Source organism: Chryseobacterium carnipullorum, from assembly GCF_900142785.1.
Classification (GTDB): domain Bacteria; phylum Bacteroidota; class Bacteroidia; order Flavobacteriales; family Weeksellaceae; genus Chryseobacterium; species Chryseobacterium carnipullorum.
In genome coordinates, this window is sequence record NZ_FRCD01000001.1 from 17,850 (window position 1) to 31,611 (window position 13,762).

Genomic DNA, 13,762 nt, shown 5'->3' on the forward strand with positions numbered 1-13,762 from the left:
ACCGAAGTTTCGAATCTCTCTTCCAGCTCAACGATAGAGATAGAATTAGTTAAATTCTTGTTTTTCATCAGAATTAAATTTTAAGGATTAATATTAGTTTTTTAATCAGAAGACTATGATCATCTTAAAGTGCAGATGCCTCCAGTCTTACGTCTGCTGTGTTACGGCTGCATCTTTCAGCATCCAGAGAAACAACAGAAGTTTCGAATCTTTCTTCCAGCTCAACGATAGAGATAGAATTAGACAAATTCTTGTTTTTCATGAGAATTTAAATTTTAAGGTTAATATTAGTTTTTGATCAGAAGACGATGATCATCTTAAAGTGCAGATGCCTCTAATCTTACGTCTGCTGTGTTACGGCTGCATCTTTCAGCATCCAGAGAAACAACAGAAGTTTCGAATCTTTCTTCCAGCTCAACGATAGAGATAGAATTAGTTAAATTTTTGTTTTCCATGAGAAATTAAATTTAAATGGGGTTAATAATATTCTTGAAGTCAAACATGACTTGTAAAAAGTCCTTCAATTTTAAAATTGATAGCATATCTATATCCGTCCCATGCTAAAAAGCATAGAGAAATACAATTCTTAAAATATAAATGAGGGTGATTTCCGCTTATGGAAATATTGAATTTTGAACTTCCGTCTTCAACTTAATGGGCAAGCTGAATATTTTCCGGAAAGAGATTGCAAGAGTGGCAGTCTAGTTTTCAACCTTCTCTTCTATCAGGTTTCCTTTTTCGATAACCAGATCAGCCAAAGAATTAATATTCATGAATGTCTGCTCATTAAATTCCGAAGGATCTATATTATACTTTTCAGACAATACGGTCGCTATTTCCAGAACAACCAGCGAATCCTGAATGATCCCGGTTTCAGGATCGTCTTCACTCCCGAAAAGGCTTTTTTCGTTGTCAATCTGATCCGATGTCATATCCAGTTTCAGCACATCAATGATAATCTCTTTAATTTCTTTTTTGATTAAATCTGTTTCCATATTCTTAATTTTTTTTTAATATTAAACTTGTCATACATCCACCGAATGCAAATGAATTAGAGATGGCTGTATTGATTTTTTCTTTTACGGCTTTGCGTGGAATCACTACATTTTCAGGGGTATCGATCATCATGTGATCATCCGGCAGTAAATTGGGCGGAACAAATGAATGGTTCATGGCCAGTATCGTAAGGGCTGCTTCCATAGCTCCGGCAGCTCCGAGGCAATGACCGGTCTGGCTTTTGGTGGAACTGATGAAGAGAACATCCTTTTTATCTCCCTGATCCAGCAGTTTGCTGATCCCGAGAAGCTCACTTCCATCGTTGGTAGGTGTTGCGGTACCGTGGGCATTAATATAATCTATATCATTGATGGTGATGCCCCCTCTCTTCAAGGCGCCATCCATACAGTTATACACTGTGCTTCCATCAGATTTTAAAGCTGTAGGATGATGTGCTTCATTCATAAAGTAATAAGACAATACTTCTGCGTAGATCTCTTTTTTATTTTCTATAGCGTGATCGTAATCTTCAAGAACCAAAAATACAGAACCATCTCCCAGCATCAGTCCGTCTCTTGTTTTGGAGAAAGGGGTACAGTATGTTTTAGATAAGGCATGAAGGCAGTTGAATCCAGAAAAAGCGAGTTCTGAAAAAATATCAACTCCTCCTGCTATCACTGTCTTATACTTTCCGGTTCTTATAAGATCCAGCCCTCTCCCTATGGAATTGGCACTGGCCGAGCAGGCTGTAGAAATGGTAGAAGACTGACCTCTGATCCCGAAATGCTTGCATATATCTCCGGTAATTGTCTGCACGGAATGAGATGAGAGGTAAAGCAGTTCGTCGGTAAGTTCAAGAGTAGAGATAAATTCTTTATAATACTCTGTAAAACTATGTCCTGAGCCTATTGAAGAGCCTACAACCAGGGCAGCGTCTTTCAGCTCCGCCTTGGTAAGCCGTGCATCTTTTACGGCTTCATCAATACTGTGTACAGCACAGCTGAATTGAATAGTCTTGTCGTCTTTTGATATTTCATTCAGGTACTCATGATCTATACAGAAGGCTTTATCATTTCTGTAAAACTTATGATTGACATCAAATCTCTTTATATTTCTTGTACAAAGCTCGTTATCCGTGAGAGCATTGATGTGATCTGCCTTATTCTTTCCTAAAGAACTTAGCATTCCTATTCCCGTAACTACAACTCTTTTTTTATTAATTTCGCTCATATGGTCATATCAATAGATTACTTACCCTTCTAATTTTTATCCTGTAATACCTCCGTCCACAATGATTTCCTGTCCGGTAAGGTATTCCGGAGAAGAACTTCCCAGATAGTGTGCTACGTCTGCAATCTCTTCCGGCATTCCCATTCTTTTATAGATGCTGTTGTCTATTCTCATTTTCAGGTATTTTTCCGGAACGTCATTGGTGCTTTCTGTGCTTACAAAGCCTGGTGCTACAGAGTTGATAATAATTCCCATCCCTCCTACTTCTTTTACGATCGATTTAGAGAAACCGATGATCGCTCCTTTAGAGGCTGCGTAAGGTGAATGTCCTGGATTACCCTTTGTTCCTGCAATAGAGGTAATGTTGACAATACGCCCTCCTTTGTTTCGGATAAATATGGGCAGTACTTCCCTCACCGCGTTCACTACAGACATCAGATTCATTGACAGTATTTCCTGGAAATATTCATTGCTGCAGAACATAAAAGGTTTAAGTTTCCCGTGACCCCCTACATTATTGATCAGGGCAGAGAGGGAAGAAAATTCTTCTTTGTTCTCTTTAAAAAGTCTTTTAACATCAGCAGCATCAGCCATATCACATTTGTAGCTTTTTGCCGGTGGGCATTTGTAATTCTCATTAATATATTTAACAAGTTCAAGCGCTTCCTGATCACTACTTTTATATGTAAATAAAACTTCACATCCTTCCTTTGCAAATTTCAGGGCTATACTCTTCCCTATTCCTCTGGAACCACCAGATATCAGTACTTTTTTTGCTGTCATTGGTATTTTTTTAATAGTAAAACTGTATTATTTCCTCCTAATGAATAGTTGTGAACCAGCGTAAAACTGTTTTCGTGGTCCGGTGATACGCCAAGTGAAATATTATGGGGAATATCTTCTATGCTTACATATTCTGAAGGCTTGTAAGGTTCGGTAACAAACGGAGCGATAACATTCAGGTTGCTGAAACCTGACAGCCCTTCTCCCAGGAGCAATTTAATATTGCTGTAATTGAATTTGTAAGGAAGAGGTTTTAATGCCATAAATTCATATTTTTTAATCTGCCAGGGGAGACATGATGTTCCCAGGATATTAATGGAGGCTTCTTTTTTGATTTCATTGTTCTGCAATATCTTCTCTACGTTGAACCTGAGCTCTTCCGCATCTCTTTCGAAAATAGTATACGAAGAGGTAGAGTCCATATAAGAATGATAATCAATTATTTCACCATATATTTTAGCATTTCTCTTCAGAGCGGACTCCAGCGTTTCTATCACTACAAATCCTGCAGATTCGCTGAAAATATTCTTATTGTCTGCATTCATCATATCTTCCTGCATGGAAGCACCGGTAGCTTCTACTGCCTTCTTTTTCTTTTCAAGATTAAAAAGAGTAAGCTCCTTGATCTCATCCACTCCTCCGCAAATCACAATATCACAATGTCCGTTCCTGATGAGGTCAATTCCATATACCATACTTTCTTCTCCGTACACGAAAGAGCTTGGACCTTTTATTTTAAATGCTCTCGAAACATCTCCCAGCACACTGTTTGATGTTGCCTTCGAAAAATTAAACGGGCTAAGCCTGTCCGGACCCTTGGTAAAAAGGGTGGTAAGAAAGTTCTGGATTTCGGCGCTGGGTCCCAGCGTATTGGTAATGATCAGTCCCGTGTTATCCAGCAAATCACTTTCGTACAAATTCGCATCATGCAATGCATTGATGCAGGCTTTCATAGCAATACTTGAAAGCTGATTGGGAAACGGAGCCTTCATAGGCAGATATTTGCTGATATCTATTGCCGGAATCTGACCGAAATAAATATCTCCGATATCATACTTAGTCCAAGAATGATCACTTGAAAATGAAAAAGCCCTCTTGGAAATGCTTTCTGCAAAATCCTGGTTCTCCAATCCTTTTGGAGTAACGGCTCCCCAACCTGTAAAAACGATTCTCTTTTCCAAAATTCAATTATTTTAAAACTAATTCTGCAAGGCAGACTACTTTATCTTCTGAGGTCACTTCACATTCAAAGGTGTAAAACCCCATAATGATGGACTTTAACTTTGATGAAATTCTTAATCTTTGTTCCGGGTATACTTCCTGGTTAAATGTTGTGTTTTTAATTTTTATAGCTCTACCAAGAATGGAACCCGGAACTTTTGAATATTCAAGATTAAGACGAATAAATAATCCGCAAGTCTGAAACATCGTTTCTACCAGTATAACTCCCGGAGTTATCGGGTTTCCTTCAAAATGTCCCTTAAAAAAATAATTATCTTCTTTAAAAAATGCTTCTGAAACCAGATGGGTATTGGGTTCGAATTCAACTATTTTCTCAACCAACAGCATGGGCGGTCTATGCGGCAACAGTTGTGAGGGTGAAGGAAAGTTTTTCATATAATGGTATTGATTTTTTTTATTTTTTATTACAAATAGCACAGGCATACTCATCATCAATGTTAATCTCTTTAAAATACACTGAGCTGATATCTATTTCACTTTGGTAGGCGTTAATAAGTTTTAGTTTTAATAATTTCACCATTGCTTCCAGCTTTACCCAGTCATTCACATTATGCACCGGCATTATATGTCCGTAAAGCCTGTTAATAAACGGGTAACACTTTTGATTGATTTCTCTTTTCCATTCAATATCGATTCCTATCGGTCTCAAAGAAACAGCACAGATAACCAGATGACGTGAATGGGAAATGCTTATATAATATTCAGAGTCTTTAATAAAAGGTTCTCCGTTATTTCCTTTTTCAATCATAATCTTCTTTCCGAAAAAGGAACTCACTAAATCCTCTGCAACTCCTGTTTTTGTTTCCTCACTATAGGTATACAAGAGATAAATATTATTTGGTAAACTGATGACTTTCATTCTGCAGCATGACTTCAATATGATCAAGCATCCCTGAATCTATACGACCGGATAAAATAGAGCTGAAATCGGTGTTGGAAAATGTCCTTTTGGAATTAACCCATAAATTGATCGACAGCCGGTCATTTTTCATTGCCGTATTTACCTTCAGAAGACTTGGAATATTATTAAAAAAGAGGTCCTGAATTTCAAAATCCCAAATCTTAAATGGACTGAAGTAATCTGAATTCCTTCCGATGATATAAAATTTTTCATTCTCAATATACACGAGATCTGAGGTCAGCACTTTGTTGGGATCTCCCATATATTCGCTCCCATTCAGGTATCCGTTAAAAACCGAAGGCGTGTTAATCGTAAGGCTGTAGATGTCCTTCTGATGATATGTGGCAAAAAAAACATCTTTTTCCAGGGAAATATTTTCCAAAGGGACTCCCAGATAATTCGGTTCAAAATCTTCCTTATCCGAGTATCTGATCTTATAGGTAGCTACTCTAGGCCCTGCTTCTGATGTACCATAGGTTTTGTAATAGGAAGGAACAGGAAACTGACCTGTAAACTTCAGAAAACATGTTTTCCCTATGTAACCTCCTCCTATACTTATAAATTCCAAAGTTCTGCATGCATCACCAAGCTTTACATTGTAGGCCAGTAAAGTCCTTAGAAGTGTGGGCGTAATAAAAAAATTGGTTGCATTGTATTTTTCTATATATGAAACTAAATTCAGAGCAATAAATTTATAAGATGACAGAATTAAGTTTCCTCCCGACAAGAGATGAGAAAAGAACTGTGCTACCAAAGCATATGAATAATACAACGGCAGGCATACAATACTGGTATGGCTACTGCTGATCTCCAGAGAACTTACATTAGACCTGATATTCTGCAATATACTATTCGAAGAATGCATAATGTATTTCCTTACTTTTGTGGTTCCGGAACTTGACAATACTACAGAGGTATTTTTAAGCGGCCTGTCCCGGTGATCATTTCTTATAAGTATATCCCCATATGGAGTTTTGTGTAGTTCGTAATCAAAATCAAAGGGAATACAAGAGTTATCCTGTGTAATAATTGAGTAAAAAAACGGAACTCCCTCCAGGTTTTCTTTTGTACATTCAATCAGGAGCACACAGCCGCCTTTCTTCAGGATCAATAAATAAAGAATAATCAAATTTATTGTATTACCCTGATAGTCTATAACAAACAACTTATTTTCAAAATCAGTCTCTGAAAAATTCTTTTCCAAAGATTCAACTTCCAATAATATTTCAAGATAGGTCATCTTTCTATTATTAAAATCAAGAATCCAAGAACCTGAATGGGTCAGCAGGCTGGTATGAATTTCATTCCACAGCGAGCTCATCACTCTGTTTTTAGTAAAACGTTAGTAATAAATTTCTTATAATCACTGCTGAAAGGTTTTTCATCAAGACTCGCTACCTGCGCTTCCAGTTCTTTTTTGTCTTGAATGATATTTTGGGAAAAACCCAGCCCTCTTGGAATATTGCTTTCGATAAGGTATCTCAGGAATACTACTTCATATCTGTTTTCTGCATCTGCACTTTCTACTGCAGAGGTGATCTCTTTATTGAAAGTTGACAGGTACTGTATTTTTTTCAGCGGGCTGATAACAGTTTTTGCTCTGTATGCATTGGCTACAGCACCAAATGAAACATTTAAGCAGTTACCCTTATCCAGGTTTTCAGCTGAAGCAATAAATTTTTTGATTTCTTTTTTATTGCCTTCTCTACAATTAATTAATAGATCTCTGATCATGCGTAGATATTTTAAAATTGGACATCTTTTACTTACAGCGGGTGACTCTTGACATTTGATATTTTCCTTAAAAAATTTTGTTATTAAAAGAAGATTTTCAAACTTTTATCAGAACAACTGTATTGGCTCATACAGTTTTGGGATCACCTTTGCTGATTCGTGTTCTATATTTTTAATTTTCCATGTTGTTGGGATGGGAAAGAAAAAAATATTTGTGTTTTTCTCTGAGACAAACTTAGATAAGATTCGAACTCAAAAAAAACAATAGATGCCGGGATTTATAAATCCACTCTATGAATTTATAAATTATAAAATTTTAAAACACTAATAAACAGTACATTATAAAACAAATGTGAAAATTAAGATATAATTGAATTTTCAATCTCTTTGATGTAAATTGCGGGAGTAGTGCCTGTTTTTTTCTTGAATGCAGCCGAAAAAGCCTGGACATTATTATAGCCTAATTCATCTGCAATGGCAGGAAGTTTATAAGATCTCAGCTTTTTGTCCTCTAATAATCGCTCTGAAACATAATCAATACGAAGGTCATTCAGATAAGTGGTGAAATTTTTTCCCTGATGGGTATTGATTACCTCTGATAAATAGGCAGTATTCGTTTTAAAAGTCTTTGCAAGACTGGCCAGCGTAATCCCCTTTTTCAGGAAAAGGCCCTTGGATTCAAAAGTATTCAGATCTTTCAGGATAGACTGTGTGACATCTTCAGATAATGCATTACCGGTTTTATCTTTTATTTCAGGCATCACTTCTTCTATTATCAGTGGCTGGGTTTCCTCCTGGCTAAATTCATTCTTCTGAATTTCAACTGGTTCCATATGCTTTTTTTCAATGGAATGAATCAGATCCTGAGCGATTTTTCTATACTGTTTCTCGGTTTTCTTGGATTTATAATACAAATAAATGAATAAAATAAGGATCAGTAGGAGAACACTGATAGAAGCGTAAAGGCTTATCTTATTATTATTCAAGTCATTAATAATATTCTCTTTTTCCCTCAGAAGATTGGGTGTATCATATTTCTTAGGAAGTTCTGTAGACAAATATTTAAACTGTTCATCAAGTTTTTTATCAACTTTTAGGAAGCGGTCTATATAATAAAGTTGCTTCTGTGTGTCGTCATTATCTTTATAATAATCTATGAGAAAGGTATATACATCCCTTAAATCAGGGAAAGTAATATTAGTTTTTTCAACATTGGCATCCAGTTTAGTGAAATACTCTACCGTTTTCTTTTTATCATTCAGTCCTTCATATGATTTTCCAAGGCTGTAAAGGACATAATTGGCATTATTATCCTCAATATCTGAGAAATAATCATAGGCTTTGGAAAACTCCCCGATCGCCTGTTCATATTTTTTCTGCTTTAAATAAGAAAATCCTGACAGATATAAATACTGATTGACACTGTATTTGTTTTGATTTTTGGTAGAATAATCCAGCCCTTCTTTAATTAAAACACCTACCGAGTCGAGCTGATCACTTTCTATATAACAGTTGATCAGGTTAACGCGAGTCTGATTATGCTCGCTTTCAGAAAGTTCATTGGAGTCATAATAATGTCTGAACATTTTGGCCGCTTCCACATTTCTCCCGATATGACTGTTGATATAGGCAATATTAAGGTTAGCATAGGCAATTAATTTCTGATCTTTTTGCCTCTGGGCATATTTTAAGCTTACAATATAGTTATCGAGGGCGGCTTTCAGGTTATCATTTTTATAGTACAAATTTCCTTTCATCCGATAGGCAATAGCATCATATGAGCTTTCCCTGGTGTTTTTTGTAACAATAAAAACACTGTCTATGTATTTCATTGCCAGTGGAAAATCTTCATTAAAATGCACCAGGAGGTATCCCTCTGCCATTTGAAGATTATTTTTTTCACTCTTCGCTTTCTGCAAATAATATTTTGCAATGATTTTAGATTCCTGAATTTTGTCTTTTTCATCATAATCATTAAACTTTTTTTTAAGCTCTGCATAACTGAATCCTTTCAAAGAATCGGTCAGTTGTTTTTGAGCATAAAAAAAATTGGCTGAAAGTAATAAAAAGGTAAATATTCGTTTCATCGTTATAGTAGTATCTTGCAAATTTACATATTTCTTCATCAAAAAACGAGGGTTAAAAAAAAAGCAAACAAGACCTGTAAATATTTGTAAATAAACCAATTAAAACATTCTCAAATGTCATGAATTTATAAATCCATCCTATGTCAACATGGTTGATTTAAAAAATATTCCTTTATTTGCAACAGATTACTAAAAAATTATATTCTTATGAAAAAACAAAACGAACAAGAGAAAAAACTATCACTAAAAAAAACACAAATCATGAAGATTAATGACATGAAAATGATTAATGGAGGAAGCGGTGGCAATATGGGTGCTGGTATCAATGACGGATGTGATGAACCACTTCCTACCCCTTTAAGACATACCTTTGTAAGATAATTATATCCTTTTTATGAAGTATTTAATATTTATCATTATTTGTTTTTTTTCTGTTTCTGTACGGGCACAAAAAAATAATCCGGCACCGTCTAAACCTTCTACTGATGATTACTTCGGAACCAGGATTGTAGACGAATACAGAAATCTGGAAAATTTGGAGGATCCCCAGACCCTCAATTGGATGAAAACCCAGACGGTTTATACTAATGCCGCTCTGAACCTCATTCCCAAAAGAAATTATTATTCAGCAAAAATGCTTGAATTTGATCAGAGACAGGGATACGCCACTACCAACCTGAAAATAACAGATAATGATAAATATTTTTATTTAAAAAAGAACAGCAACGAAAAAGTTGCTAAACTCTATTACCGTAAAGAACTCTCAGGAAAAGAAGAATTGCTTTACGACCCTTCTCAATATAAAAAGTCAGAAAAAAATCATGAATTTGTCATTAATTATCTGAATCCAAGCTGGGACGGCACTAAAGTGGCCATCTCAATGGCTGAAAAAGGACAGGAGCTGGCAGAAGTTATTATTCTTGACGTTGAAAAAAAATATATCCATCCGGAAATTATTACCCAGATAGAACCTGTAAGCGCAGGGGGAATCAAATGGCTGGATGACAACAGTGGATTTTTCTATCTTCACTACCCTACTACAGACTCCAAATCACTCGATTTTTATAAAAACACAAGAACCGTTTTATATAAGATCGGGACTGATCCTAAAAATATAACCGACGTTTTCTCTGCAAAAAATAACCCGGAGCTGAACATTACGGAAGACCAGTTTCCTATGATTCTGGAATTTGATAAAGATGACCGATACTACATCGGTATGCTTGTAGATTATAATACCTACAGAAAAACATACATCATCCCTAAAAAAGATCTCTTAAGTGGAAAAAAGAACTGGAAACCTTTTTCAGAATCTGAAGACAAAGCCAAAACATTAGAAGAGCTGAACAATGATATTATTTTTCTATCAAGTTACAATTCTTCTCTTAACATGCTTTGTAAGACCAACATCAGTCATCCTCATTTCAAAAATCCCGAAGTTCTGATCCCTGAAAAAAAGGACGAGATTATTAAAAGCTATAGAATTACCAAAGATGGGATCTACTATACCACTACCAAAAACGGAGTAGAAGCCAAATTATATTTACTGAATAAAGGAAAAGATATCGAAATTAAACTTCCTTATTCATCCGGAAATATTGTTCTGCAGTCTAAAGGGCAGGACTATTCTGATATATGGGTAGTCTGTTCCGGCTGGGCGAATGATAACCAAAGATTCCGATATCACCTAAAAAACAACACCTTTAAACCGGAAGATCTTACACCCGTTACAGAATATCCTGAGTTCAAAGATATTATTGTTAATGAAGTTACGGTAAAATCAAGAGATGGCGAAGAAATTCCAGTGTCACTCATTTATCATAAAAACGTCAAAAAAGACAGTAAAAACCGGGTTTTAATAGAAAGTTACGGATCGTATGGATTTTCCATCAATCCTTTTTTTGCTAAAAAATACCTGTTATGGGTTAACCAGGGCGGAATAGTGGCTATCGCTCATGTAAGAGGAGGCTCAGAAAAAGGAGAAACATGGCGTTTGGCGGGCTATAAGGAAACCAAGCCCAATACCTGGAGGGACCTGATTGACTGTACTGAATTCTTAATTAATGAAAAATATACTTCAAAAGATAAAGTAGCGCTTTGGGGAGCGAGTGCAGGCGGAATTACCGTTGGAAGAGCCATGACAGAAAGACCTGATCTTTTTAAAGTTGTAATCGCTGAAGTAGGGGTAATGAATCCCGTAAGAGATGAGACAACCCCTAATGCGCAACCCAAAGAATTTGGGACGGTAAAGGATCCGAAAGAATTTAAAGCCTTGTTGGAAATGGATGCTTATCATCATCTTGAAAAAGGCGTTCAGTATCCTGCCACTTTTATTACCGGCGGCATCAATGACCAGAGGGTTACCGTATGGGAACCAGTAAAATTTGCAGCAGGATTGATGGCAGCGAATATTTCGGAGCATCCTGTAATGTTGAAAATAGATTATGAAGGTGGCCATGCAGGTAATGTTCCCGCAGCACATCGCTATGCCAATACAGCAGATATGTTTGCTTTCGCCTTGTGGCAGCTGGATCATCCCGATTATCAGCCCCAACAAAATACAAAAAAGTAAATGTCCCGTTTTCCTTACCTTTTTTTTGACGAATTTGTAGTCCGTACTCCCCTATTTTCATCTAATGATTTCCTGAAATACCTAGGAAAAGATGAGATTCCGGAGGCCGTATTAAAAGAGATATATTCCCATCCTGTTTTTCAGGAAGCTATTTATCTGGCTTCTCCTTTTCTATATGGAGAACTGGTTAAATGGCTCAGCCCGGAAAAGATCCTTTCCCAAAAAGAAAACCAGAAAATAAAAGATACCCTTCTGAAATATTTCAGCCGTATGAGTACACGATGCACTCCTTTCGGACTGTTCTCTGGTGTCGGGCCTGGAAAATTTACAACACTATCAGACCAACGGAATAAACAAAATTTATCGGCAGATGACCGGCTGAGAGACACCAAACTGGATATGCATTTTTTAGTATCCCTGGCTCAGCATTTTGTAAAAACTAAGGAGATAAGAGAGCAACTGCTGTTTTATCCTAACAACAGCATCTATAAGATTGGGAATAAAATCCGCTTTATAGAATATCAGTACACCCGCGGAAAAAGGGATTACATTATATCATCTGCTCCTCTTTCAGAAGAATTGAAGCAAATACTGGATTTTTCACAATCCGGAAAAACCATATGCGAGATGACTAAAACTCTCGTTAATGAAGAAATAACATTCGCCGAAGCTGAGGAATTTATCGAAGAACTTATTGACAATCAATTATTGGTAAGTCAGCTCGAACCGAATGTATCAGAAACTGATTTTCTGGAAATATTGATTTCTGTTTTAGTAAAAATAAACGCCGGCAATGCTGCAGATATCCTGAAAAAAATTAAAGATAAGCTGGACCAACTGGACCTCCATTTCGGAAATCCTGTTGAAATGTATTCTGAAATAGAAGAATTAATCAAATCTTTTAATACGGAGTACGATCAGAAATATCTCTTTCAGACAGATCTCTACTTCAAAAATGAATTCTATCTGCCCTCATACTGGAAAAAAGAACTTAAAAAGGGTATTTGTTTATTAAATAAAATTATAATACCTCAATCTGAAACACCTTTTCAAAAATTTAAAAAGGCATTTTCAGAACGGTTTGAAGCAGAGGAAATACCATTAATGTATGTTCTTGATGCTGAAACAGGAATTGGGTACAAACAAGGCGCTTCGGCAAAAGGTCTTCATCCTTATCTGGAAGACCTGAAATTACCCGCTTCCAAAAAAAAGCAAAACAGAAGCATTCATATGAATCCCCTGGTTAGCATTCTGAATGAAAAGCTGCAGGATGCCTTATTATACCATCTCGAAAAAATTGAATTGTCCGATAAAGATTTTGACACCTTTGAGGAAAACTGGGATGATTTACCTGATACTCAATCTTTTTTAACAGAAATAATTTCAGAAGGTCACCAGGAAAAACTATTTATAAACAGCAGTACAGCCAACAGCGGTGCCAATCTTTTAGGAAGATTTCATTCGGAAAAATCTGAAATCCGGAATTTAGCAAAAGCCATTGCCTGTAAGGAAAAGGAGCTGAATCCCGGCTATATTACCGCAGAAATCATTCACCTGCCAGAAGCCAGAATAGGAAATATTATCCGGAGACCTACACTACGGGAATATGAAATCCCATACTTGGCACAATCCGTTCTGCCTTTAGAAAACCAAATTCCGGTGGATGACCTGTATATTTCGCTGAAAAATGACAGAATTGTTTTACGGTCAAAAAGGTTGAATAAAGAGGTAAAACCTTATCTTACCAATGCCCATAATTACTCTTCGGACACACTTCCTGTCTATCATTTTTTATCTGATCTGTATTCGCAGAATATCAGAACCGGACTTTATTTTGATTGGGGCGGACTGGAACATATTTACCGTTTTTTGCCAAGAGTGGAATATGGAAATATCATTCTTTCAAAAGCAAGATGGAAAATAACGGAGAAAGATATTTTACATTTATCTCCATTACTTTCTGATAAAAATCATTTTTTATCGGAATTAAAAAAATTGAGGACCAGAATGAAAATTCCTGCCTGGATTCAGTGGGCACAGTTCGACAATATGCTGACCCTGAATCTGGAAAATTATGATATGGCTCAAATGTTCATACACATTGTCAAAAGCGAAAAATCATTGACTATTGAGGAATTTTTATATCATGAAAGTAATGATCATAAGAGGGAATTCATATTTTCGCTGTATAAGGCTGATGCATAAAAAAATGGAAGA

At 36.2% G+C, this 13,762-nt stretch carries 13 protein-coding genes; 2 read left to right on the forward strand and 11 right to left on the reverse strand.

The features are described 5' to 3' along the window. Positions 1 to 124: 124 nt before the first annotated feature. The 11 genes from BUC06_RS23690 to BUC06_RS00125 all read right to left on the reverse strand — a co-directional run bounded on the left by BUC06_RS23690 (position 125) and on the right by BUC06_RS00125 (position 8,973). A complete protein-coding gene (locus tag BUC06_RS23690) occupies positions 125 to 262 on the reverse strand; it encodes a hypothetical protein (RefSeq protein WP_164466339.1) in 138 nt (45 codons plus the stop codon). Between the two features lie 55 nt (positions 263 to 317). After that, positions 318 to 455: a hypothetical protein gene (locus BUC06_RS23695; RefSeq protein WP_164466340.1), complete on the reverse strand. Its 138-nt coding sequence runs from the start codon at positions 453 to 455 to the stop codon at positions 318 to 320. Between the two features lie 246 nt (positions 456 to 701). After that, positions 702 to 995, reverse strand: a complete 294-nt coding sequence (locus tag BUC06_RS00085) for an acyl carrier protein (protein ID WP_073328130.1) — start codon at positions 993 to 995, stop codon at positions 702 to 704. A gap of 4 nt (positions 996 to 999) precedes the next feature. After that, complete coding sequence (locus tag BUC06_RS00090) at positions 1,000 to 2,226, reverse strand: beta-ketoacyl-[acyl-carrier-protein] synthase family protein (RefSeq protein ID WP_073328133.1); 1,227 nt, start codon at positions 2,224 to 2,226, stop codon at positions 1,000 to 1,002. 36 nt (positions 2,227 to 2,262) lie between these two features. Next, positions 2,263 to 3,009: an SDR family oxidoreductase gene (locus BUC06_RS00095; protein ID WP_073328135.1), complete on the reverse strand. Its 747-nt coding sequence runs from the start codon at positions 3,007 to 3,009 to the stop codon at positions 2,263 to 2,265. Further along, a complete protein-coding gene (locus BUC06_RS00100) occupies positions 3,006 to 4,190 on the reverse strand; it encodes a beta-ketoacyl synthase N-terminal-like domain-containing protein (protein ID WP_073328138.1) in 1,185 nt (394 codons plus the stop codon). Before BUC06_RS00100 ends, BUC06_RS00095 begins: the two co-directional genes overlap by 4 nt. 7 nt (positions 4,191 to 4,197) lie before the next feature. Then, positions 4,198 to 4,626 (reverse strand): 3-hydroxyacyl-ACP dehydratase FabZ family protein, encoded by a 429-nt coding sequence (locus tag BUC06_RS00105; RefSeq protein WP_167367390.1) that lies wholly within the window; start codon positions 4,624 to 4,626, stop codon positions 4,198 to 4,200. Between the two features lie 19 nt (positions 4,627 to 4,645). After that, a complete protein-coding gene (locus BUC06_RS00110; RefSeq protein ID WP_073328141.1) occupies positions 4,646 to 5,110 on the reverse strand; it encodes a 4'-phosphopantetheinyl transferase family protein in 465 nt (154 codons plus the stop codon). Then, complete coding sequence (locus BUC06_RS00115; RefSeq protein ID WP_073328144.1) at positions 5,085 to 6,473, reverse strand: AMP-binding protein; 1,389 nt, start codon at positions 6,471 to 6,473, stop codon at positions 5,085 to 5,087. The genes BUC06_RS00110 and BUC06_RS00115 overlap by 26 nt, the downstream gene beginning before the upstream one ends. Beyond that, the gene (locus BUC06_RS00120; RefSeq protein ID WP_073328146.1) at positions 6,473 to 6,886 is read right to left on the reverse strand and encodes a hypothetical protein; all 414 of its coding nucleotides are present in this window, start codon (positions 6,884 to 6,886) and stop codon (positions 6,473 to 6,475) included. Before BUC06_RS00120 ends, BUC06_RS00115 begins: the two co-directional genes overlap by 1 nt. A gap of 359 nt (positions 6,887 to 7,245) precedes the next feature. Continuing rightward, on the reverse strand, positions 7,246 to 8,973 hold the full coding sequence (locus BUC06_RS00125) for a helix-turn-helix domain-containing protein (protein ID WP_073328149.1): 1,728 nt from the start codon (positions 8,971 to 8,973) through the stop codon (positions 7,246 to 7,248). A gap of 394 nt (positions 8,974 to 9,367) precedes the next feature. Between BUC06_RS00125 and BUC06_RS00130 the strand changes: the two genes are divergently transcribed. Then, positions 9,368 to 11,545, forward strand: coding sequence for a prolyl oligopeptidase family serine peptidase (locus BUC06_RS00130; protein WP_073328151.1), 2,178 nt, complete (start codon positions 9,368 to 9,370; stop codon positions 11,543 to 11,545). Next, on the forward strand, positions 11,546 to 13,750 hold the full coding sequence (locus BUC06_RS00135; RefSeq protein ID WP_073328154.1) for a lantibiotic dehydratase family protein: 2,205 nt from the start codon (positions 11,546 to 11,548) through the stop codon (positions 13,748 to 13,750). Positions 13,751 to 13,762 lie beyond the last annotated feature (12 nt).